21 protein-coding genes and 1 pseudogene are annotated in these 23,827 nt (G+C 48.6%); 18 read left to right on the top strand and 4 right to left on the bottom strand.

The features are described 5' to 3' along the window. Positions 1-37: 37 nt before the first annotated feature. The 4 genes from NZM01_10160 to NZM01_10175 all read left to right on the top strand — a co-directional run bounded on the left by NZM01_10160 (position 38) and on the right by NZM01_10175 (position 4,272). Positions 38-1,018 (top strand): ribose-phosphate pyrophosphokinase, encoded by a 981-nt coding sequence (locus NZM01_10160; GenBank protein ID MCS6960395.1) that lies wholly within the window; start codon positions 38-40, stop codon positions 1,016-1,018. Between the two features lie 81 nt (positions 1,019-1,099). Further along, entirely contained in the window at positions 1,100-1,981 is an 882-nt protein-coding gene (locus tag NZM01_10165) for a COX15/CtaA family protein (protein ID MCS6960396.1), read from the top strand. Then, entirely contained in the window at positions 1,978-2,901 is a 924-nt protein-coding gene (locus NZM01_10170; protein ID MCS6960397.1) for a heme o synthase, read from the top strand. The genes NZM01_10165 and NZM01_10170 overlap by 4 nt, the downstream gene beginning before the upstream one ends. A gap of 24 nt (positions 2,902-2,925) precedes the next feature. Next, positions 2,926-4,272 carry a UDP-glucose/GDP-mannose dehydrogenase family protein gene (locus tag NZM01_10175; protein MCS6960398.1) on the top strand — a complete coding sequence of 449 codons (1,347 nt, stop codon included), beginning with the start codon at positions 2,926-2,928 and terminating at the stop codon, positions 4,270-4,272. Here the strand turns inward: NZM01_10175 and NZM01_10180 are convergent. After that, positions 4,269-5,480, bottom strand: coding sequence for a 4-hydroxy-3-methylbut-2-enyl diphosphate reductase (locus tag NZM01_10180; protein MCS6960399.1), 1,212 nt, complete (start codon positions 5,478-5,480; stop codon positions 4,269-4,271). The two genes, NZM01_10175 and NZM01_10180, sit on opposite strands and share 4 nt — an antisense overlap. 885 nt (positions 5,481-6,365) lie before the next feature. On the opposite strand from NZM01_10180, the gene modA reads away from it, so the two are divergent. From modA to NZM01_10195, 3 genes are read left to right on the top strand one after another with little or no spacing between them, the layout of a single operon-like run. Further along, a complete protein-coding gene (modA, locus tag NZM01_10185; GenBank protein MCS6960400.1) occupies positions 6,366-7,181 on the top strand; it encodes a molybdate ABC transporter substrate-binding protein in 816 nt (271 codons plus the stop codon). Then, positions 7,178-7,894: a molybdate ABC transporter permease subunit gene (modB, locus tag NZM01_10190; protein MCS6960401.1), complete on the top strand. Its 717-nt coding sequence runs from the start codon at positions 7,178-7,180 to the stop codon at positions 7,892-7,894. The genes modA and modB overlap by 4 nt, the downstream gene beginning before the upstream one ends. Beyond that, a complete protein-coding gene (locus tag NZM01_10195; protein ID MCS6960402.1) occupies positions 7,851-8,921 on the top strand; it encodes a sulfate/molybdate ABC transporter ATP-binding protein in 1,071 nt (356 codons plus the stop codon). The genes modB and NZM01_10195 overlap by 44 nt, the downstream gene beginning before the upstream one ends. Here the strand turns inward: NZM01_10195 and NZM01_10200 are convergent. The 3 genes from NZM01_10200 to nifV all read right to left on the bottom strand — a co-directional run bounded on the left by NZM01_10200 (position 8,914) and on the right by nifV (position 11,930). Continuing rightward, on the bottom strand, positions 8,914-10,416 hold the full coding sequence (locus NZM01_10200; GenBank protein ID MCS6960403.1) for a helix-turn-helix transcriptional regulator: 1,503 nt from the start codon (positions 10,414-10,416) through the stop codon (positions 8,914-8,916). The two genes, NZM01_10195 and NZM01_10200, sit on opposite strands and share 8 nt — an antisense overlap. A gap of 136 nt (positions 10,417-10,552) precedes the next feature. After that, complete coding sequence (locus NZM01_10205; GenBank protein MCS6960404.1) at positions 10,553-10,804, bottom strand: nitrogen fixation protein NifZ; 252 nt, start codon at positions 10,802-10,804, stop codon at positions 10,553-10,555. Beyond that, entirely contained in the window at positions 10,797-11,930 is a 1,134-nt protein-coding gene (gene nifV, locus NZM01_10210) for a homocitrate synthase (protein ID MCS6960405.1), read from the bottom strand. Before nifV ends, NZM01_10205 begins: the two co-directional genes overlap by 8 nt. A 1,130-nt stretch (positions 11,931-13,060) precedes the next feature. Here nifV and nifB point away from each other — a divergent pair. From nifB to nifN, 11 genes and pseudogenes are all read left to right on the top strand, one after another. Then, the gene (gene nifB / locus NZM01_10215; GenBank protein ID MCS6960406.1) at positions 13,061-14,440 is read left to right on the top strand and encodes a nitrogenase cofactor biosynthesis protein NifB; all 1,380 of its coding nucleotides are present in this window, start codon (positions 13,061-13,063) and stop codon (positions 14,438-14,440) included. Further along, positions 14,421-14,693: a hypothetical protein gene (locus tag NZM01_10220; protein MCS6960407.1), complete on the top strand. Its 273-nt coding sequence runs from the start codon at positions 14,421-14,423 to the stop codon at positions 14,691-14,693. Before nifB ends, NZM01_10220 begins: the two co-directional genes overlap by 20 nt. Next, positions 14,690-15,892 carry a cysteine desulfurase NifS gene (gene nifS, locus NZM01_10225; GenBank protein MCS6960408.1) on the top strand — a complete coding sequence of 401 codons (1,203 nt, stop codon included), beginning with the start codon at positions 14,690-14,692 and terminating at the stop codon, positions 15,890-15,892. The genes NZM01_10220 and nifS overlap by 4 nt, the downstream gene beginning before the upstream one ends. 9 nt (positions 15,893-15,901) lie before the next feature. After that, positions 15,902-16,492 (top strand): annotated as a pseudogene (gene nifU, locus NZM01_10230) (Fe-S cluster assembly protein NifU). 3 nt (positions 16,493-16,495) lie between these two features. Beyond that, positions 16,496-16,729, top strand: a complete 234-nt coding sequence (locus NZM01_10235) for a NifU family protein (GenBank protein MCS6960409.1) — start codon at positions 16,496-16,498, stop codon at positions 16,727-16,729. Positions 16,730-16,862: 133 nt separating this feature from the next. Beyond that, on the top strand, positions 16,863-17,756 hold the full coding sequence (gene nifH, locus NZM01_10240; protein ID MCS6960410.1) for a nitrogenase iron protein: 894 nt from the start codon (positions 16,863-16,865) through the stop codon (positions 17,754-17,756). Between the two features lie 62 nt (positions 17,757-17,818). Beyond that, on the top strand, positions 17,819-19,270 hold the full coding sequence (nifD, locus tag NZM01_10245) for a nitrogenase molybdenum-iron protein alpha chain (GenBank protein ID MCS6960411.1): 1,452 nt from the start codon (positions 17,819-17,821) through the stop codon (positions 19,268-19,270). A gap of 26 nt (positions 19,271-19,296) precedes the next feature. Further along, positions 19,297-20,826, top strand: a complete 1,530-nt coding sequence (gene nifK, locus NZM01_10250) for a nitrogenase molybdenum-iron protein subunit beta (protein MCS6960412.1) — start codon at positions 19,297-19,299, stop codon at positions 20,824-20,826. Positions 20,827-20,887: 61 nt separating this feature from the next. Then, on the top strand, positions 20,888-21,172 hold the full coding sequence (locus NZM01_10255) for a Mo-dependent nitrogenase C-terminal domain-containing protein (GenBank protein ID MCS6960413.1): 285 nt from the start codon (positions 20,888-20,890) through the stop codon (positions 21,170-21,172). 1 nt (position 21,173) lies between these two features. Further along, a complete protein-coding gene (gene nifE, locus NZM01_10260) occupies positions 21,174-22,544 on the top strand; it encodes a nitrogenase iron-molybdenum cofactor biosynthesis protein NifE (protein ID MCS6960414.1) in 1,371 nt (456 codons plus the stop codon). Continuing rightward, positions 22,537-23,811 (top strand): nitrogenase iron-molybdenum cofactor biosynthesis protein NifN, encoded by a 1,275-nt coding sequence (nifN, locus tag NZM01_10265; protein ID MCS6960415.1) that lies wholly within the window; start codon positions 22,537-22,539, stop codon positions 23,809-23,811. The genes nifE and nifN overlap by 8 nt, the downstream gene beginning before the upstream one ends. Positions 23,812-23,827: the final 16 nt, after the last annotated feature.

Genomic DNA, 23,827 nt, shown 5'->3' on the forward strand with positions numbered 1-23,827 from the left:
CTATTAGATTATTTTGACAACGGCGGTGACCTTCTCTATACCTAGATGCACCCATCAGTTCCCTGCTGATCGACGGCACGAGGACAAGTTAAGGCTGTTTTCTGGTTCGGCTAACATTCCCCTGGCACAGGAGATTGCCCGCTATTTGGGCATGGGTTTGGGTCCTATGGTGCGGAAGACCTTTGCTGATGGTGAAATTTATGTACAGGTACAGGAATCCATTCGTGGTTGCGATGTTTATTTAATTCAACCCACCTGTCGCCCTGTCAATGACCACCTCACAGAACTCCTGATTATGATTGATGCCTGTCGGCGTGCTTCGGCACGGCAAATTACAGCAGTGCTACCCTACTATGGCTATGGGCGAGCCGATCGGAAAACTGCAGGGCGGGAAGCGATTACCGCTAAGCTAGTAGCGAACATTATTGTAGAAGCGGGGGCAAATCGTATTCTAGCCATGGATTTACATTCAGCCCAGATTCAGGGCTACTTTGATATCCCCTGTGACCATGTTTACGGGGCCCCTGTGATTCTCAGCTATCTGCAGGAGAAACAGCTGGAAGATGTAGTGGTGGTGTCGCCGGATGTGGGGGGGGTAGCGAGAGCAAGGGCATTTGCTAAAAAACTCAATGATGCTCCTATTGCCATTGTGGACAAACGCCGCCAAAACCACAATGAGGCAGAAGTGGTCAATATTGTAGGGGATGTGCGGGGGAAAACCGCAATTATCGTGGATGATATGATTGATACAGCAGGGACGATTTTTGAAGGGGCAAAACTTCTGTTAGAGCACGGAGCTAAGGAAATTTATGCCTGTGCTACTCACGCAGTTTTCTCGGAGCCTGCCTATGAACGTCTTGCCAGTGGTGTCTTTCAGGAAGTAATTGTGACCAATACTATCCCTGTGCCTGAGGAAAAACGGTTTCCCCAGTTGAAAATCCTGTCAGTGGCTAATTTGCTAGGAGAAACTATTTGGCGGGTGCACGAGGATTCCTCTGTCAGTGTCATGTTTCGTTGATCTTTAAGAAAACCGATCGATCCACCTAGTCCTGCTCTCCTTCCCCTTAACATTCTTACAACAACGGATGGAAGAAGGGCTATGACAAGAACTCTACCCCTAGTAAGGGATGGTAGCTGGCTAAGGAATTACGCCTTGGTGATGGCAGGGCTAACTTTGGCTTTGATGGCTGTGGGCAGTACTACCAGGGTGATGAATGCGGGACTGGCTTGCCCTGATTGGCCTCTCTGTTATGGCGAGGTTGTCCCCCTTACCCAGATGAACTGGCAAGTGTTTTGGGAATGGTTTCACCGTGTGATTGCCAGTGGCGTGGGATTACTCACGATCGGGTTTGCTGTCTGTAGCTGGTGGTATCGGCAGAGTTTGCCTAGGTGGGTGCCCTGGAGTGGGGTTTTAGCGGTAGCAGTGGTGGTTTGGCAAGGTATTTTGGGGGGATTGACAGTTACGGAATTGTTGCGCTTTGACATTGTGACGGCTCACTTGGCAACAGGCATGGCTTTTTGGGCTTTGTGGTTGGCGATCGGCTTGGGTATGCAGCCGATAGCTGCCTTTGGGGGAGCAGAGCGCTTGGCTTTGGTAGGGGCAGTCTCCACTGCTCTGGTCTATGGGCAGAGTGTGTTGGGTGCTTTGGTGGCTTCCCAATGGGCTTTACACCAATGTCTGGCTAACAGTGCTCTCTGTCAGGTCATGCACAATCACTTGTGGGGGGTAGTGCCTGCCGCGGTGGGGGCAAGTCTCTTACCGATTTGGGTGTGGCGGACTCCTGATGCTCCTGCCATAGTTCATCGCTTAGCACAAACGATCGGAGTTCTCATTCCTGGGCAGATTCTGGTGGGGGTGGCAACTTATCAATTACAGTTATCGGTACCAGTGGTGACGGTATTGCATCAGACGGGAGCAGCCCTCCTATTTGGTGCTTGTTGGGCAGTAGCGGTTTTGGCAATCAGAGGAAGGAAAGCATGACAAATTTGTTGGGCTATAGTTCTTTCCTGGGGTGGAGACAGACTATCTACGATTATTTGCAGCTGACCAAGCCCCGTATTATCTCGCTGTTATTGATTACCACAGCGGGGGCGATGGAGATTGCCGGACGGGGACAAGTCAATCCCTGGCTACTATTGGTAACTCTGGTGGGGGGAGCGTTAGCGGCAGGGGCTGCTAATACTATCAACTGTATCTATGACAGCGACATCGACTATTTAATGGAACGCACCCGTTGGCGACCAATTCCTGCAGGCAAAATTACACCCCGCCAGGCTTTGGTGTTTGCTCTCGCTTTAGCGGCTACCTCTTTCCTGCTGTTGGCAGTTTTTGCTAATCTCCTGGCGGCTTGCCTGGCTATGGCAGGGATTGTCACCTACGTAGGGGTCTATACTCTATGGTTAAAACGTTCCCATCCCCAGAATATTGTCATTGGGGGGGCAGCCGGAGCAATTCCACCGTTGGTGGGTTGGGCAGCAGTGACAGGTAGCTTGGATTGGACGGCATGGGTGTTATTTGCCATTATTTTTGTGTGGACTCCTCCCCACTTCTGGGCGCTCTCTATGATGATTGAGGAGGAATATGCGCGGGTAGGTGTGCCCATGCTGCCTGTGGTAAAGGGGAAAATAGCTACCGCTTGGCAAATTTTGTTCTATATCTTGCTGTTAATTCCTATCAGTCTCTTGTTGGTAGTGCCCCTGGGAGTGATGGGAGCTATCTACTGTGGAGCAGCTCTGGTTTTGGGTTTAACTTTTGCGGCTAAAGGGTGGCGCTTGCTAGAAAAACCCCACGATCGCCAGCTATCTGTGGATGTCTTCAAATACTCGATCGTGTACATGGGTTGTCTGTGCGGTGCTATGGCGTTAGATGCTATTCCCTTCTTACACCGATCGGTTTTATGATCGATGCCACAGTTGGGGATGGCGATGCGGGTCTGTGTGATTGGTACGGGGTATGTGGGCTTGGTGACGGGGGCTTGCCTGGCTTACATGGGCAATGAGGTGGTCTGTGTTGATAACAATGAAGCAAAGGTAGAAGTCTTGCGAGCAGGTCGCTGCCCTATCCACGAACCAGGGTTACCGGAAATCCTGCAACAGGTCTTAGCCCAAGGGTTAATTACTTTCACTACAGACATTGGTGCGGGAGTTAGTCAGGCAGAAATCATCTTTATTGCGGTAGGCACGCCCCCCCTACCCGATGGACAGACAGATTTGCGCTATGTGGAAGCAGTTGCCCGCAGTTTGGGCAAGTATCTCGATAGTAACTACCGCATCATTGTCAATAAATCAACTGTCCCGATTGGTTCTGGGGATTGGGTGCGCATGGTGATTCTAGATGCAATGCAGGCAGCTGCCAACCCTCACCCCCCCAACTTCGACATCATCAGTAACCCCGAATTTTTGCGGGAAGGCTCCGCCGTCTATGACACTTTTAATCCCGATCGGATTGTCCTGGGTGGCAGTTCCCCCACAGCGATTGCCAAGATGCAGACCCTCTATCAAGGTATTATCGATCGTACCTATGCTGCTGCTAAAACTTTACCCCCTGTGCCTGTAGTGATTACTGATATTAGTTCGGCAGAGATGATCAAATATGCGGCTAACGCTTTCCTGGCAGTAAAAATTAGTTTCATCAATGAGATAGCCAACATTTGCGATCGGGTAGGGGCAGATGTCCAGGAAGTGGCAAGGGGGATTGGCTTAGACAGTCGCATTGGTCAGAAGTTTCTTCAGGCGGGGGTAGGTTGGGGTGGCTCCTGTTTCGGCAAGGATGTGGCAGCTCTTATTCACACAGCGGCAGACTACGGCTATACGGCAGAAATTTTGCAGGCAGCGGTCAAAGTCAACCAGCAACAGCGCCTATTGGTGATTGAAAAATTGCAGCAGGTGTTAAAAATTCTCAAGGGGAAAACGATCGGGCTTTTGGGTCTCACGTTCAAACCCCACACCGACGACATGCGGGATGCCCCCTCTCTCACTATCATTGAGCAGTTGCATAGATTAGGAGCAAAAGTAAAAGCCTATGACCCGATCGTGTCCCAGTCAGGCTTAAGGGATGGCATTGCCCACGTAGCAGTGGAAACCGATGTGGAACGCCTGGCCGATGGTTGTGATGCTTTGGTTTTGGTCACCGACTGGCCCCACTTCCAAAACTTGGACTATCCTACCCTCGCTACCCTTATGCATCAGCCCATATTTATTGACGGTAGAAACTACCTCGATCGGAGTCGCCTGGAAGCCGCCGGCTTCAAATACATCGGCATTGGGCGTTAAGTATTAGCCAGCTCCAACAAACGAAGGATTACCTCTTCCACAACCCGATCGGGTGTAGAAGCCCCTGAAGTGACACCGACTTGAATATTGCCAGTAGGTAACCAACCCTTAGTGCGGACTACATCTTTGTGGAGGGGTTTATGTTCAATTTCTGAGCGGGAGAGTAAGCGGTGGGCACCATCAATGTGGAAAGAAGCTAACCCCTTCTCCTTGGCCATCTCCTGCAGGTGAGTAGTGTTGGAGGAATTAAACCCACCAATGACAATCATCAAATCCAGGTCATGTTCCAACAGTTTGACCATGGCATCCTGGCGCTCCTGGGTAGCATCACAGATGGTATTAAAAGCCAAGAAGTGCTCATTCAAATTTTCCACCCCGTACTTTTGCATCATTGTCCGTTCAAACAACTTCCCGATCGCTTCCGTCTCACTTTTGAGCATAGTGGTTTGATTTGCCACACCAATTCGCTCTAAATCCCGATCGGGGTCAAACCCGGAGGACATAGCTTTAGCAAATTTACGTAAAAATTCCTCCCGATCGCCGCCCTGCAAAATATAATTTGCCACATACTCTGCCTCCGACAAATTCAAGACAATCAAATAACGCTTGGCATAGGAGCTAGTAGCGATCGTTTCTTCGTGGTTGTATTTACCATGAATGATAGAAGTGAAATCAGCCTTTTTGTGCTTTTCTACCCGATTCCACACCTTAGACACCCAGGGGCAAGTTGTATCGACAATGATGGCACCCACAGTTTGCAAGTAAGAAATTTCCTGATAGCTAGCACCAAAAGCAGGTAGGATTACTACTTCCCCTTTTTGTACCACGGAAAAATCCTTCACCCCATTAACTACAGGAATGAACTCCACTGCCATCTCCCGTAGACGGGCATTCACTAGGGGATTGTGGATAATCTCGTTCGTAATCCAAATTTTATGATGGGGGAACTGACTGCGCGTTTCATAGGCCATAGCCACCGCCCTTTCTACACCCCAACAAAAGCCAAAAGCTTCGGCTAAGTGAATTGTCACTCTTCCCTCTGTGTATTGATAGTTTTGCTGGCGAATTTGTTGAATTAAGGAGCTCTGATACTCCGAGACCAGCTGGGCTTCTGCTTCTTCTGTATGCCCAAAACCACGACGGTGGTAAAGCTCGGACTTTTGTAGCTCCCTGCGCCAAGACTGAGTATCGATGTGAGAAGTTTCCATAGTGGGGGTAAAAACTGTAAAATCGCTTAACATTATACTAGAAGCAAAAAAAAACGATCGGGTACAAAAGCACAACTCAGCCCCTATTCAGATCACTATCGCAATCTCCCAACAAATACTATATTTGTAACTTTATGACCAGACACTCTCATATAACCACACTTAAACCACATCTACTCACAGGGAAGATCAAGGAGTAGAACAAGAGCAATACAGCCATACCACCATTAATGTATCCCCCCAGCAATTCCCAGAAACAAACGGGGGCTATTAACTGCAAGGAGGGGAACTACTGACAATTCCCTGGACTGCATTCTCTGATGCCATAACTCGGCCTCAGTAGCTGATGGTCAGTATGCAGCCATACAGTTAACAAATTTAGTCGATAAAAAACGATCGTTTTAAAGCAAATACCCATGGAGGTCTGCACATCTCGCAATTACTACCAGGAGAAAGGAGTGATAACCGATCGGTAGCAGATACTCCAGAAATTCCGCCCTGTTTTACAAATAAAAACCGATTCCCATCGACTGGCTGGTTAGATGTAGTGAATTTTAGGGTGGCAAAAATCTGCCATACTCATTGACTTGCATTATTAGGAGAAACTATCAGGCTGTGTAGTCAAATGCAGCAAACCAGCAGCGGCAACAGCAACTTGCCCTTAAGCAGCAGCAAGAGTCGTGCAGGATATTACTAGAATGTTGGTGAGTACATTACACAATTAACACTCATTCCTGATAAACTACGAGAGACAGCATACACATTTCTAAACAATAGATTTGCTTAGAAAATTCTGTTTAATAGACTACAGAAATAACAGAAAGGTCATGGCACCCTGGGAACTAAACTGGGTAACTCAGTCCTAAGCCAAAGGGGTGGCTGTCAATGGGAAGCAGGCGATTGCACTTTTTAATTCTAGTATGCTTGACCTTAACTGTAGCAGGGGGAATGCCAGCGATCGGTAAGAAGCTAGTTAAGGAGGCTACCCAAGCTAAGCGACCTGTTACAATTGTTGTATCGGCAGCAGCAGATTTGAACTATGTCTTTCCTGAAATTGGTAAGTTGTGGGAGCAAGAAACGGGTAACAAAGTTGTATTCAATCTAGGTTCGACAGGACAATTAGCACAGCAGATTGAGCGGGGTGCACCCGTCGATTTATTTGCCGCTGCTAACAAAAAATTTGTGCAAGATTTAGACAAAAAAGGTCTTGTACACTCTGAGACAAAGGCTTTATACGGTGTAGGCAGGATTACGATTTGGCAACGGCAGGATGCTAACTATGACCTCAAAACCGTTAGGGATTTGATGGACCCCCAAATTAAACGGGTGGCAATTGCTAATCCTGACCATGCTCCCTATGGTGTAGCGGCTAGGGAAGCTCTAAAAGCAGTGGGCATTTGGGACAGTATCCAACCCAAACTGGTACTGGGAGAAAATGTTCGCCAGACGCAACAGTATGCGGAAACGGGGAACGTAGATGCAGCAATTGTGGCTCTTTCCATTAGTGTGAATCGACCTGGCAAGTGGGTGCTAATTCCTGATAACTTACATCAGCCCCTAGAGCAAATGTTAGTGGTGCCCAAAAGCGCCCGCCACCCTGAGTTAGCCAAACAATTTGCTGCTTTCATTAACGGACCGAAAGGTAGACCCCTGATGCGCAAGTACGGTTTCATTTTGCCTGGGGAGGAACCAATCCGATGATCTGGCAACCCTCCCTCCTCTCCATACAAGTTACTCTTCTTGCTAGTGGTCTGATTTTAATTTTTGGTCTCAGCCTGGGCATTTTTCTCGCCCGTGTGCAATTTCCTGGTCAAATTCTATTTTCTACTATGCTCAACTTGCCCCTAGTTTTACCACCCAGTGTGGTGGGCTATTTCTTGCTCATAGCTCTAGGACGGGGTAGCCCCATCAAGGAATGGTTGGGTATTGACTTGTTGTTTACCTGGCAGGCGGGGGGAATTGCTTCCGCAGTGGTGGCTTTACCTTTGATGGTGGAATCTACCAGAGCAGCAATTGCCAGTGTCAATCCTGAGTTGGAAGCAGCAGCGCGTACCCTAGGCTCGACGGAGTGGGAGGTTTTATGGCGAATTACTATCCCTGTAGCCTACCGCGGTATTCTGGCGGGGTTTGGCTTGAGTGTGGCGCGGGGGCTAGGAGAATTTGGGGCAACGCTGATGGTGGCAGGGAGCATTCCTGGACGTACACAGACTTTACCCCTAGCTATCTACGACGCGGTACAAATGCAACAATACGGGCTGGCAAATGTCATGGTGCTGATTATGACCACGATCGCTTTTGGTTTATTGTGGTGGGTCAGGCTCCTAGAAACGCAGCATCCCCAAAGTCAACAACACCTAGAGGATTACCCCGATGGAATTGATCGTCGATATAGAGAAGCAGCTTCCCCACTATAACCTGCAAGTAAGTTTTGCGCTGACAGGGGAGACCCTGGGCATATTAGGCAGTTCCGGTTCAGGTAAAAGTATGACTCTCCGCTGTATTGCGGGGATTGCCAATCCTACGCAGGGAAAGATTATCCTCAATGGACGCACCTTGTATGATTCTACTCGACGTATTAATGTGCCCAGCCGCGATCGGAAAGTTGGTTTTGTCTTTCAGAACTATGCTTTGTTTCCCCATCTCACGGTAGCAGAAAATATTGCCTATGGGTTGCGGCAGTTACCTAAACCCGCCAGACAAAAATTGGTGTATGAACAACTAGAGCAAGTACATTTATCGGAGTTTGCCCAGCGTTATCCCCACCAACTGTCAGGGGGACAACAACAAAGAGTGGCTCTGGCGCGAGCCTTAGCTCCCCAACCCGATCTACTGTTGCTGGATGAACCCTTCTCAGCCTTGGATACTCACTTGCGTAATGAATTGGAAAAACAATTGATTAAAACTCTTGCCACCTTCAACGGACTGACTCTATTTGTCACTCACAATTTAGAAGAAGCCTACCGCGTTTGTCAAAAGTTGTTAGTCATCGATCGGGGTCAAGTTGTTGCCTTTGGCGATAAACAGACAATTTTCGCACATCCCGGTCGATTGGTGGTGGCGCAACTCACAGGGTGTAAAAATTTCTCCCCTATGCAACCGATCGATAACCACAGAGTCAAGGCTCTAGCCTGGGGATGTACTTTACAGACAACCGAATTAGTCCTAGCTAGCCATACCCACGTTGGCATTAGGGCACATCAGATTACCTTTTTGGCAGCGGCAGCGGAATGTTTACCTAATACTTTTCCTGCCTGGCCAGTGTGGACAAGTGAGACTCCCCACCGCATGACTATCTATCTGAAACTGGGTACGCCACCGATCGATGGGGATGACTATCATCTGCAAGCGGAAGTGTTCAAAGAAAGATGGCAGGAACTGAAAGACCACCCCCAACCCTGGATTGTCCATCTGCGCCCCGATCGGATAAATCTCCTCAGCTAGTTTTTATATTGCCCAAAATTGATGACAGGAGAGCAACATCTTTCTGTTTAATCTTATACCTACCTGACTCGATGTCTCTGATCCAACTCTGACTTTTGTTTAACAGAGCGGAAAGCTGCCGTTGACTAATACCCTGTTGCATCCTTGCCTGTTTAATCATATCTCCAGTAACTGCCTCAGAGGGAGAGGAGAGACTAGTAGTCCTTGGTTTGGGTTTAGCTTTTGCTTTTGGGACTTCTGTCCGCCAATCATCGGGCAGTTCAAAATCAGAAATGGTAGCGTTGAGCAGCCCCATCCACTTCTTCTTAGAATTAGTACTGATTTTGTTTTCGTTGGCATCTTCTATCCAATACTGCAAGGCTTCCTCAGGGTCATCAGGAATCTGTTGCACTGTTAACCAGTCTGGTTGTATCTCTTCTGGATAACTATCGTTATCAAATACTGGCTTCAACCCATAATAAAATAACTGCTCCATGTCTGCTTCAAAGGTACTGATGATTTTGCGTCTGACATCCGCCTTGTACCAGGCTGTTTGCAGATAGTCTTCCCCATAAACCTGTTTTAACAAGGTGGCAACTTTAGCACTCCGATCACTTCCCACTCGCCACTTAAACAACAGATAAAGTAGCATCACCACTGCCCCCTCATGGCGTTGCCAGAGATTCATAATCTTAGGGGGCAAAGAAATGGGTAACCAACTGTACTGGTAGTAGGCAGTTCTGTTACGGGCTTCCTCTTGATTGAGAAAGTAAGCTGCCCACTTGCCTGCCAAGACTTTGAACGATAGACCAACTAGGTAACGCAAGCCTTCATCTGTAGCAGAGATATGATATGTGGTATCGATCGACCAAATTGGCTCGTTAGGAATGTGAATAGCTTTGATTTTCCCCCTTTGTTCCCAATAAATTTCTACTTCTAATTCCCGCACTTGCTCAATCAGGGACTGGATTAACAACAGCTTTTTTAACCGATTCATGTCCCGCCGTTGGTGTAATCCCAAAAACTCAGTAATAACCCGATCGTTAATTACTATTTCTTCTGCCCAGGGTCGCTTTTTCTGCGTGGCACAGGCAGCCAGTAAGAGGTGAATTAAAACCGATCGGATGTCTATATCTTCTAGGGGATTTGTCCCCTTAGGTAAGCGGTAAATTAACTTGCCCGATCGTCCCGCGTAGTGGCAATAGATATAGTCTCCCTCCTGCTGCCAGTTGTGGAAGGGGCGATGAGTCATTAAGTTACAAGCTTGCCAAATGACTAAACAGGAGGCAAAGGGCTGATTCTTGCCATTTTGGAATAGCGTGACGTTGGCTGGGGGGTAGTCAATATTGGCGGTCTTAAAACTAGGATTAGTCACTAAATTACTCAAACACTTGTACACCCTATGACAGTGGGGGCTAGGACTCACTGATATGATTTCCGAGGAAGATAATTCCTCAAATTCGTTGGTGCTCAAGGAATAGATGGGGCAACTTGTACAGGAATTATTAGAAGCCATGGCTATTACCCCCTGGGCGTTTCTGGGTGAGTAAGCAGACTATAACCCTAGCCGCCAAGAGTTTTTGTAGGCTAGTAAACATATTCACAATATTTTAATAATTGGACAGTGGCTTCGTAGCTGATTTAACAGAATATTACTCTACAAGCTCTAACTCGTTGTAACGACAACCAATTACAATCCCCAGTTCCAGAAAGTGGACGGCATAAATGTAAAAGGTTTGTAAAAAATCCCCAATGTGAATGACATAGCCAATTTCCCCTGGGCGGGCTAAAACCTCTCCTCTTTCTCGACCACGAAAGGTACCATCATTTCTGATCAATTTAAGCAGGCGTACTTTGTCACCTAGTTCAAATACAGGGGGAAAGTCTAATTCATTCCTAGCCATAGTTTTTCTCCTTCACTTCTTGGGTAATTCTAATTAAATCTTCCACTGCTAAACCAGTTTTTGCTTGGGTTGCCCGTGCCCGTACGATCGTTAAAATTTCCTGGGCTTCCTGGGCTGTAACCGTGATTCCTGCTGTAGCTAACAAATGCATGATTAGATGTCTGCCTGAGTGTTTGCCAACTACTAGTTGCCGACTACGTCCTACTTCCTCTGGGGGGTAGGGTTCATAACTGTTAGTATCGACAAGCATGCCGTGGGTATGGATACCCGATTCATGGCAAAAAGTGTTTTTCCCTACCACTGGTTTACAAAAAGGGGGGGGACAGTTAGCCGCTGTACTGACAAATTGGGATAATTCCCAAAATTTTTGCGTGTTGATGTTTAGTTTAATGCCGTAGATTTCTTTCAGCGCCATTACTACTTCTTCTAAGGCAGCATTGCCTGCTCTTTCCCCTAGTCCATTGACTGTAGTATTGACCGATCGTGCCCCTGCTCTGATGCCCGCTAAAGCATTGGCAACTGCCATCCCTAAGTCATTGTGGGTGTGCATTTCAATGGGAATTTGCACTATTTTAGTCAGTTGTTGGATGCGCTCGTAAGTGCCAAAGGGGTCAAGTCTGCCTACAGTATCACAATAGCGGAACCGTTCTGCCCCCCAGGACTGGGCTAGTAAAACTACCTCTGCCAGAAAGTGAGGATCAGCCCTGGAACTATCCTCCCCCCCCACGGAGACGAACAAGCCGTGGGATTTAGCAAACGCCATGCAGTTTTTTAGCCGCTCCAACATTGCCGATCGGCTGCCCTGAAATTTTATAGCTATTTGTAAATCCGATACAGGTACAGAAATATGTACTCGCTCCAGTCCACAGGCAAGGGAGGCTTCCAAGTCAGCAATGTTGCAGCGATTCCAACCGATTATTCGGGCATTTAGACCGGCCTGCACGATCGTTTTTATCGCTTCTGCCTCTTCGCCCCCCATGATGGGAATGCCTACTTCGATTTCAGGAATACCAATTTGGTCGAGGAGATGAGCAATGGCGACTTTTTCTGCCAAGGTAAAGGCTACACCTGCAGTTTGCTCCCCATCGCGCAGAGTAGTATCGTTAATTGTAATAGCGTTCGTCATGCGCCCTTTACTCCACTAGATAGAACAGTCCATTAACGAAGAGAATACAGAGGACAAAGTAAATCAAGAAAAAGATAGCGATCGTCATAGGTTTAGCCTCCACTGTCTACTGGTAATGTTGATAGCTGCCAGCATCTTTCTAACCATGCTAAATGGTCTTTGCGGGAACCTGTACATTGAAACACTGTCATACAGAGCAAGGCAATTTCACAGCTGCAGTTAATCTGTACACATAAACATCCGTCAGCAGGGCATTGACAGGATATGGATAACTGCTGCAAGCGATGACATACATTCCATCTCTCTCCCGCTGGTAATGAATCTATCTTTGCTATCAAAGTAAAGTCTGACATTTCTCTTAGCTCCTTTTTCCCTATTTTTCCCCTTCTAGCAGACTGTTTTTGCTAAAACCAAGGTGTGCCAGAGATAGGTTATTTGGTTTATTACTCTGTACTCAGATTGCCTAACCCCAGGCAAAACCCTATCCAGGTCAGGTTTGGGGGTTGTGATCACCAAGAGAAAGGAAAAATAACTGCTGACGGGCAGCGGTATTTGCTACAACAAATGGTATTTATCTAGCAATAGTTAGCGTATCTGTACTCACAGATAGTTAGCCCCCCGCCGCCATATAGCCGAGTATCCCCTAGAAGAGAAAATGTACTCACAACCTAAATAGTATAATTAAATACAGAAAAATTGGTGTAATTTGATACCAAAGCTTTGGAACAAAGGAAATAACAAATGTCAGTAAAATAAGATACAATTCACTACTTAGTGATACAGGGGTGGACGATGGGAGTGAGTGCAAGTAATTTTGACTACCAAGGAGGGGAAAGTCTCTGTAGGCAAGTATTTGGTAGAGTACACATAGTTAGCATTCAGCTAGAAATACAGTTACCTACAACAGTGAAATACTAGTTCCCTGGGGGATAAAAATTATTTCTATGCCCCCATTACTAGGAATGGGTGACTGAGTACATCACTAATACACTAAATAACCCTATCTCTTCTGCCAAAATAGAGCGGCTATTTGGGGGGTGCTATAACTGTCTCACTCATTTAGCAAGGCAGGAGTCATGGAATTGCAAGCATCAACTTCTCTCAGTAATTGCAACTGTACTAAGCAGAACGTGGCGGATAAGATTGCCGATCGGGATGAAAGAATCAAAGCGCGGATTGCTAAACATCCCTGTTACAGCGAAGAAGCTCATCATCACTACGCACGGATGCATGTGGCGGTGGCTCCTGCTTGTAACATTCAGTGTAACTACTGTAATCGCAAGTATGACTGCGCTAATGAAAGTCGTCCCGGTGTGGTTAGTGAGGTCTTAACGCCAGAGGAGGCTGCCCACAAGGTCTTGGTCATAGCAGGCAAAATTCCCCAAATGACGGTGGTTGGTATTGCGGGACCTGGTGACCCCCTAGCTAATCCCAAGCAAACCTTTGAAACCTTTGCCCGCATTGCCGAAAAAGCACCCGACATTAAGCTCTGTCTTTCTACTAACGGTTTGAATCTGCCTGATTATGTCGATCGGATTAAAGAGCTGAACATCGACCATGTCACAATCACGATTAACACGATCGACCCCGAGATTGGTGCCCGTATTTATCCCTGGATTCGCTGGCAGCGCAAAAGAATTAAAGGGATGGAAGGGGTAAAGATTCTCCTGGAAAGACAAATGGAAGGACTACAGGCTTTGCAAGAGGCGGATATTCTCTGCAAGGTCAATTCCGTTATGATTCCAGGGATTAATGACCAACATCTCATAGAGGTAAATAAGGTCATTCGGGAGAAGGGGGCATTCTTACACAACATCATGCCTCTAATTTCTGCCCGTGAACATGGTACCTACTTCGGACTGACGGGGCAGCGGGGACCAACTCCCCAGGAGTTAAAGGCTTTGCAAGATAAGTGCGCCGGCAATATGAAGATGATGCGCCACTGTCGGCAATGTCGGGCTGATGCAGTGGGTCTTTTGGGCGAAGACCGATCGCAGGAATTCACAAAGGACAAAATCATGCATATGCAACCGGAGTATGACCCTGAACAAAGACAGATTGTCCATGCCCGCATTGAACTGCGTAAACGGGAGTTAGCAGAAGAAAAGGCAAAATTGGCAAGGCAAAATGCTCAGCCCACACCCAAGATTTTGGTAGCCGTTGCCAGCAAGGGCGGTGGGTTAGTCAACCAACACTTCGGTCATGCCAAGGAATTCCTCATCTATGAAGTAGATGCCAACAGTGTCAATTTTGTTGGTCATCGCAAGGTTGCTCACTACTGTCAAGGCGGCTACGGAGAAGAAGCCACAATGGACAATATCCTACAGGCAATCGGAGATTGCAAAGCTGTTCTCTGCAGCAAGATTGGTAGCTGTCCCCAGGAGAAATTACGTCAGAAAGGCATTGAACCCTTCGAAGATTATGACGTGATTGAGGTAGTAGCGCGCAAGTTTTATACCCAGTTTATGCGCAAACAATTGGAGGTGGATTATGCCCTACAAAACCATTAATGAATACATGAGTTGGGAGGAGTGTCTCAGACGCTGTCCCAAAGGAGCAATTAAAAAGAATGGCTCCCACTATTGGTTAGATGAAAAATTGTGCGATCGATGTCGTAACCTGCCTGAATACTGCTGTGGGGGCATCTTTGAAAACAACTCCCCCAACTATCTGCAAGACTTTAATTCCTATTGGCAGGAATGGTTCACCAACTACAACAAACTACTGGAGCGGTTACGTCAAACGCAAGGAGGTCAGCTATGACAGTCACTTACCTAGATAACAATGCTACTACCCCCGTTGCCCCCGAAGTCGTGGAAGCCATGTTGCCCTATCTCACCGAGTTGTATGGCAATCCTTCTAGTATGCACAGTTTTGGTGGGCGGGTAGCAAAAGCTCTGCAAACAGCAAGAGAACAGGTAGCTGATCTCATTGGTGCCTTACCTGCAGAAATTGTCTTCACCAGTTGTGGCACAGAGGGAAATAATACTGCCATTCGCTCGGCATTAGCTTCTTTCCCCGATCGTCGTCATATTATCACTACCCAAGTAGAACATGCCTGCGTCCTCAATCTCTGCAAAACACTGGAAAAACAGGGCTATCGGGTCACCTATCTGTCTGTAGATAGCAAGGGCATGCTCGACCTCATGGAACTAGAGGCAGCCTTGACAGGGGATACAGCGATTGTTTCCACCATGTATGCCAACAATGAAACAGGGGTGATTTTCCCAGTGGAAGAGATTGGACAGTTAGTGAAATCCCATGGTGCTCTCTTCCATGTGGATGCCGTGCAAGCGGTAGGCAAAGTTCCCATCAATTTGCAAAATAGTCCGATCGATTTTCTCACTCTCTCTGGTCATAAGTTCCATGCCCCCAAGGGAGTAGGTGCCCTGTTTATCCGACGGGGTGTCCGTTTCCGTCCGTTACTAATCGGTGGACATCAGGAAAAAAATCGGCGGGGTGGCACAGAGAATGTTGCCAGCATTGTGGGATTAGGACGAGCAGCCGAACTAGCACGGCAAAACATAGAAAAAATGCTAGCGGTACAAGCCCTCAGGGATTATTTGGAACAAGGTATTCTCACTACCATTCCTGATACAGTCGTCAATGGCAAAGGCAGCCCCCGTTTACCCAACACCTCTAACATTGGCTTCAAATACATTGAAGGAGAAGCGATTTTGTTATTGCTCGATCGGGAGGGGATTTGCGCTTCTTCGGGTTCGGCATGTACTTCTGATTCCCTAGAACCTTCCCATGTTTTGCGGGCAATGGGTCTGCCCTACAGCGTCTTACATGGTTCTATTCGTTTTAGTCTTTCCCGTTATACCACTCTGGCAGAAGTAGAACGATTATTGGCAGTCATGCCCACCATTGTCGCTAAACTGCGTGCTCTGTCGCCCTTCCAATCCGACGAAGGAGAGTGGCTACAGCAGAGAACAGAATCCCTGGTTACTTCGGCATAGGAGGTTGTTATGTGGGACTACAGTGAAAAAGTATTGGAACTCTTCTACAATCCCCGCAATCAGGGTGTAATCGAAGACACACAAGACCCGGAATTTGCCGTTGTCAGAGGGGAAGTGGGCAGTATTGCCTGTGGAGATGCCCTCCGCCTCCATCTCAAAATCGATAAAAGAAACGATCGGATTGTTGATGCCAAGTTTCAAACCTTTGGTTGTACCAGCGCGATCGCTTCTTCTTCCGCTTTAACGGAGATGGTAAAAGGATTGACCCTGGATGAAGCCCTAGCGATTACCAACCAAGATATTGCCAACTACCTGGGCGGGTTACCACAGCAGAAAATGCACTGTTCAGTAATGGGACAAGAAGCCCTAGAAAAAGCTATCTACACTTACCGTGGTATCTCCCTCCCGGAGCACGAAGAAGATGAAGGAACTTTAGTCTGCACTTGTTTTGGTGTCAGTGAAGAACGTATCCGCAAAGTGATTCGGGAAAATCATCTCACCCGCACAGAAGAAGTCACTAGCTACATCAAGGCGGGGGGAGGATGTGGTTCTTGTCTGAGTGCCATTGATGACATTCTCGCCAGCATGATTGCTCAACGCAGCATGACCAATCTGCAAAAGATTAACAAGATTCAGTCCGTGTTGGCAAGTTTACGCCCCTACTTGCAGGAAGATGGCGGGGATGTGGAGTTGTTTGATGTGGAAGGCGATCGGGTTTTAGTCAATCTCAAGGGTGCTTGTGGCAGCTGTGCCAGTAGTTTGGTCACCCTCAAAGAAGTGATAGAAGAACGCCTCCGCCAAGAGGTGTTGCCTTCTTTAGTTGTGGAAGCTGTGTAATCCAATTGGGAGGTTCTATGTTTTCTCTTCTCTTAATCATTGGTGAACGATCGCCCCCTGGGGGTAATCAGGCTCATTCACCAATTACAACCACAGTTCATTTTTGCAACAACTACAGTTCTAGGAGAGAATTATGACAGACCAAATTAGACAAATTGCCTTCTATGGCAAGGGTGGGATCGGTAAATCTACCACATCCCAAAACGTAATTGCCGGCATGGCAGAGCTAGGACAACGGGTGATGATTGTTGGGTGCGACCCCAAAGCAGACTCTACCCGTCTCATGCTCCACAGTAAAGCCCAAACCACCATCTTGCACCTAGCAGCAGAACGGGGCACAGTGGAAGACTTGGAGCTTTCCGAAGTCGTATTGACAGGCTACCGCGGGGTGAAATGTGTGGAATCCGGTGGTCCTGAACCTGGTGTTGGTTGTGCAGGACGAGGCATCATCACTGCTATCAACTTCCTGGAAGAAAACGGTGCCTATGAAGACCTAGATTTTGTCTCCTACGACGTATTGGGGGACGTAGTCTGCGGTGGTTTTGCTATGCCCATTCGGGAAGGTAAAGCCCAAGAAATCTACATCGTTGTTTCAGGGGAAATGATGGCAATGTATGCCGCTAACAACATCGCCCGTGGTGTCCTGAAATATGCCTACTCGGGTGGTGTACGCCTCGGTGGTCTCATCTGCAATAGCCGTAAGGTCGATCGGGAAATTGAATTGATTGAAACCTTGGCTAAGCGCCTCAACACCCAAATGATTCACTTTGTTCCCCGCGACAACATCGTACAACACGCTGAACTGCGCCGCATGACGGTAATTGAATACGCTCCCGACAGCAAGCAAGCAGATGAGTATCGCGCTCTAGCCAAGAAGATCATCGACAACAAGAACCTTACCATCCCCACTCCCATTTCCATGGACGAGCTGGAAGAACTGCTTGTCGAATACGGCATCCTGTCAGGCGAAGAAGAATACCAAAAAGCGATCGCCCAAGACAAAGCTAAACAGCTAGTCAACGCCTAACATCCCCCCACCCTTCCCTAATTGGGGAGGGGTCTCTAACCAAGTATAAGGAGAACAACACTATGACTTTTACCCAGGAAGAAAAAAAGCAAATCATTCGCGAGGTGCTAGAAGCCTATCCTGAGAAGGCACGCAAGAAGCGGGAAAAACACCTCAACGTCACGGAAGAAGGTAAGTCCGACTGCGGTGTGAAATCCAACATCAAATCCATTCCAGGTGTGATGACCACCAGGGGTTGTGCCTATGCGGGTGCCAAAGGGGTGGTCTGGGGCCCTGTTAAGGACATGATTCACCTCAGCCACGGTCCAGTTGGTTGCGGTTACTATTCCTGGTCAGGACGGAGGAACTACTACATCGGTACAACGGGGGTAGATACCTTCGGCACAATGCAGTTTACCAGCGACTTCCAAGAGCGGGACATCGTCTTTGGCGGCGACAAAAAACTGGATAAACTCATCGATGAGCTAGAAACCCTCTTTCCCCTCAGCCAAGGGATTACCATTGAATCGGAATGCCCGATCGGTCTGATTGGGGATGATATTGAAGCTGTCGCCAAGAAGAAGAGCAAGCAGATTGGCAAGCCGGTTGTGCCAGTACGCTGTGAAGGTTTCCGGGGTGTCTCCCAATCCCTAGGTCACCACATTGCTAACGACACTGTGCGGGACTGGGTATTTGCCAAGACCGACAAACTCTCCAATGAAGAGCTAGGATTTACTCCCTCTCCCTACGATGTGTCCATCATTGGTGACTATAACATCGGTGGTGATGCCTGGTCGTCGCGCATTTTGCTGGAAGAGATGGGATTGCGGGTGATCTCCCAATTCTCAGGCGATGGCACACTCCATGAAGTGAAACTATCTCACCGTGCCAAGATCAACTTGATTCACTGCTACCGATCGATGAACTACCTCTGTCAGCACATGCAGGAGAAGTATGGTATTCCCTGGTTGGAGTACAACTTCTTTGGTCCGACGGAAATTGCCAACTCCCTGCGCAAAATTGCTGCCTTCTTCGATGAGACGATTCAAGCCAAGGCAGAGGAGGTAATTGCCAAGTACCAACCCCAAGCTGACGCAGTGATTGCCAAGTATCGTCCTCGCCTAGAAGGTAAGAAAGTACTGCTGATGGTAGGTGGTCTGCGTCCCCGCCACGTCATTCCTGCTTTTAGGGATTTGGGCATGGAAGTAATCGGAACAGGTTATGAGTTCGGTCACAATGACGACTACCAACGTACTACTCACTACACCGACCCCGGTACAGTCATCTATGATGATGTCACTGCTTATGAGTTTGAGGAATTTGCGCGCAAACTCAAACCCGACCTGATCGCCTCTGGCATTAAGGAAAAATACGTCTTCCAAAAGATGGCCTTACCTTTCCGGCAGATGCACTCCTGGGATTACTCCGGTCCCTATCACGGCTATGACGGCTTCGCTGTCTTTGCTAGAGATATGGATTTAGCCCTCAACAGCCCCACTTGGGGATTGGTGCGCGCACCCTGGAAAACTGCCTAACTATTTCATCTAGCAGGAGAACAACCATGTCTCAGGATGTCAACAAAATCAACGACCACGTCCGCCTGTTTCAGCAACCTGAATATCAGGAACTATTTCAACGCAAGCGGGAGTTTGAAAATTGCCACAGCCCCGAAGAAGTACAGCGGGTAGTGGAATGGACAAAGAGTTGGGATTATCGGGAGAAGAACTTCGCTAGGGAGGCTCTTACCGTCAATCCTGCCAAAGCCTGTCAGCCCCTGGGTGCCATCTTTGCTGCTTCTGGCTTTGAAGGGACTTTGCCCTTTGTGCATGGTTCCCAAGGTTGTGTGGCTTACTTCCGCACCCATTTGACCCGTCACTACAAAGAACCCTTTGCCGCTGTGTCTTCCTCCATGACAGAAGATGCTGCTGTCTTCGGTGGTCTGAAGAACATGATCGAGGGTCTGCAAAACTGCTATACCCTCTACAAACCCAAGATGATTGCTCTCTGCACCACCTGTATGGCGGAAGTCATCGGGGATGACTTGGGTGCCTTCATCACCACAGCGAAAAACGAAGGGGCGATTCCCAAGGATTTCCATGTGCCCTATGCCCATACCCCTAGCTTTGTCGGCTCCCATATTACGGGCTATGACAATATGCTTAAGGGCATTCTCCTAGAGCTGGGAGGGGAAAAAACGGGGAGTAATGGCAAGTGGAATTTCATTCCTGGTTTTGATACCTACATCACTAACAACCGTGAACTGCGGCGGATTCTAACCTTGATGGGTATTCCCCACACCATCTTGGCGGATAACTCTGATTCCTTTGACTCGCCCAATAACGGGGAGTATGTGATGTACAACGGCAGAACGACCCTAGCAGAAACCGCTGATGCCATCAATGCGGAAGGCACGATCGCTCTGCAAGCTTACTCCACGGAAAAAACCAGGGATTTCATTCAGACGGAATGGCAGCAACCAACCTATGTCTTGCGTCCCTTTGGCATCAAAGGCACAGATGCTTTCTTGATGAAACTGTCAGAACTCACAGGTAAGCCAATTCCCCAGGAGTTAGAGATTGAACGGGGCAGAGCCGTAGATGCTATGACGGATTCCCAAGCCTGGTTGCACGGCAAACGCTTTGCCATCTATGGTGACCCCGATTTAGTTCTCTCTCTCCTGTCCTTCACCCTGGAGATGGGGATGGAGCCAGTGCATATTGTTGTCACCAACAGCAATGACTTGTTTGAGCAGGAGGCTAAGGAGCTACTAGCTAGCTATCCCAACGGCAGTGAAGCAACCGTCTGGGGCGGCAGAGACCTATGGCACCTACGATCGCTCCTGTTTACCGAACCCGTCGATCTCTTGATTGGCAACTCCTACGGTAAATACCTCTGGCGGGATACGAAGACTCCTTTAGTGCGGATTGGCTATCCCATCTTCGATCGCCATCACTGGCATCGCTATCCCACCTTGGGTTACCAGGGGGCGATTAACCTGCTCAACTGGATTGTCAACACCGTGCTGGATGAACTCGATCGGCAGACGATTATCCCTGCCAAGACCGACATCTCCTTTGATTTGATTCGCTAAGTTCGCGTTCCCCAGACTCCAACCAGGGGATGGGGAACCACATTTTCTTGGAGTTACCGCCATGCATACCCTCGTTTTAGATGCCCCCAGAGATTGGCTCCATCCCCTGCGGCAAGCCATTAACAGTCTACAGGTACACCGATCGGTCATAGCTCACTGGATTTGTCGGTTGATTCCCAGTCATTGTCCCCTGGAACGTACTTTCCATCTGGGCAAGTATCGCCTTCACATCCCGCCCCTTTGTCACCTCAATCCCCTCTATGGCGAAATAATTGCCCTGCGGATGCGTGCCCTGGAGTACCTCATGGTTTTGGAAGTAGATGTCAGTGCCTATCTGGAGGCGTGATATGTTGCAAGCTAAAATCAATCAACTCCTCACTGAACCTGCCTGCGCCCACAATCACCACCACGGCGATAAAAAGAACCGCAGTTGCAGTCAACAGGCAAAACCAGGTGCTGCCCAGGGGGGATGTGCTTTCGACGGCGCTAGTATCACCCTAGTACCGATTACGGATGCTGCCCACCTGGTGCACGGACCGATCGCTTGTGCGGGTAACTCCTGGGGGACAAGGGGGAGCCTATCTTCGGGACCATTGTTGTTCAAAACAGGGTTCACGACAGATTTAAGTGAGCAGGACATCATCTTTGGCGGCGAAAAACGCCTCTACCAAGCCATTAAAGAGATAGCCCAGAACCATAGACCGGCGGCAATTTTTGTCTATTGCACCTGTGTGCCTGCCCTTACAGGGGAAGATGTGGAAGCTGTGTGTCAAACAGCAAGGGAAAAGCTAGGTTTACCTGTCATCCCTGTGTTAGCCCCTGGGTTTGTGGGCAGTAAAAATCTGGGCAATCGCCTAGCAGGGGAAGCGCTGCTGGACTATGTCATTGGCACAGGGGAACCACCGACAGTAGGGCAGTTTGCCATCAACTTGATCGGCGAATACAACATCGCAGGGGAATTATGGGATGTGTTACCCCTGTTTGCACAGTTGGGCATTCAAGTCCTGGCTAAAATGACAGGGGATGCTCGCTACGAAGAGATCACCTATGCCCATCGTGCCCACCTCAATCTGGTGATCTGTGCCAAGGCGCTGTTGAACGTGGCGCGCAAAATGCAGGAAAGGTATGGCATTCCCTACATTGAATGTTCTTTCTATGGCATTCGGGATATGAACGACTGCCTGCGGCAGATTGCCCGCCATTTTCAGTCAGAGGAACTCACTGCCAAAGTGGAGGCTTTGATTGCTGCTGAAACCCAGAAACTGGAACAGGAATTGGCTCCCTATCGAGCTAAGTTGCAGGGCAAGCGAGTCGTGCTCTACACAGGGGGGGTCAAGAGTTGGTCGGTCATCTCTGCTGCTCAGGATTTGGGCATAAAAGTAGTGGCTACCAGTACCAGGAAAAGTACGGCGGAGGACAAAGCCCGCATCAAAGAACTGCTGGGAGAAGACGGCATCATGATGGAAGGAGAAGGGGCACAGGCATTGCTGGATGTGATTCAGCGGACTAAAGCTGACATGCTCATTGCCGGCGGCAGAAACCAATACACTGCTCTCAAAGCCAAAATTCCTTTCCTCGACATCAATCAGGAGCGCCATATCGGCTATGCCGGCTACAAAGGTATGGTTACCTTGGCAAGGGAACTGACCAACGCTATGTATAGCCCCATTTGGCGACAGATACGTCAGCCCGCTCCCTGGGAGGTGGATTATGAGTAAGGTCGTAACAACAGTAAAACCTGTAGCCACCAATCCCCTCAAACTGAGTCAGCCTTTGGGTGCATCCCTGGCATTTCTCGGTATCAAGGGAGCAATTCCCCTCCTGCATGGTTCCCAAGGGTGCACTGCCTTTGCCAAGGTCATGTTGGTACGCCATTTTCGGGAATCTGTTCCTTTAGCCACCACGGCACTCACGGAAGTTTCCACCATTCTGGGCGGGGAAGAAAACATCAAAAAGAGTATTGAGGTACTGCTGGAAAAGGCTAAACCCCAACTGATTGGGTTGTGTTCTACGGCTCTGTCAGAGGTACGGGGGGAGGATGTGGCAGGTATTCTCAAGACTTGTAATTTTCCTATCCCTGTCCTCTACGTCTCTACACCGGATTTCTGTGGCTCTCTGTCCGACGGCTATAGTCGGGTGGTGGAAGCGATCGTAAAAACTCTGCCCCAGGCAGGTGCCCTCAATCCGCGGCAAGTAACACTGCTCCTAGGTTCGGATTTGACCCCAGGGGAGGTAGCTGACCTCAAACAGTTAGTTGCTGCTATGGGCTTGACCCCCATTGCCATTCCTGACCTGTCCACTTCCATGGATGGGCACTTGGCAGATAGCTACCAAGGTGTATCAACCGGAGGTGTGACGGTAGAGGAAATCCAACAGGCAGGACGATCGGCGTTTGTTCTTGCTATTGGGGAAACTATGCGCCAGGCAGCCAAACTCTGGCAGGAGCGATTCCAAGTCCCCTATGCCCTTTTTGCGGGGGTGACGGGATTAGAAGCGACCGATCGGTTAATCCACTGTTTGATGACCTGGAGTGGGAACACTGTGCCAGAGCTATATCGTTGGCAACGACGGCAGTTACTGGATGCCCTGCTAGACACCCACTTTTACATCACAGGCAAACGGATTGCCCTTGCCCTAGAGCCAAACCAACTCAGTGTGATGAGTCATTTCCTGGCTGGTATGGGAGCGGAAATTCAGGTAGCTGTTTCTCCCACCCGTACCCCGCAGCTAGAGCATATTCCGGCGGCAACAGTGATTGTGGGTGATTTAGGGGACTTGCAAGCCCACGGTGCAGGCGCTGACCTCCTGATTACCAGTTCCAGGGGCGTACCGATCGCTAAAGCCCTAGGCATTCCCCTGCTAAGGATGGGCTTCCCCATCTTTGACCGTCTGGGCAATGGTTTACGTTCCTACGTCGGTTATCGGGGCACCATGCAGTTGTTGTTTGACATCAGCAACCTGTTCCTAGAGGCAGAAGGTCATTGAAGTTTGTTTGAAGGAG

It is taken from the genome of Pseudanabaenaceae cyanobacterium SKYG29 (assembly GCA_025055675.1).
Classification (GTDB): Bacteria; Cyanobacteriota; Cyanobacteriia; order Pseudanabaenales; family Pseudanabaenaceae; genus M5B4.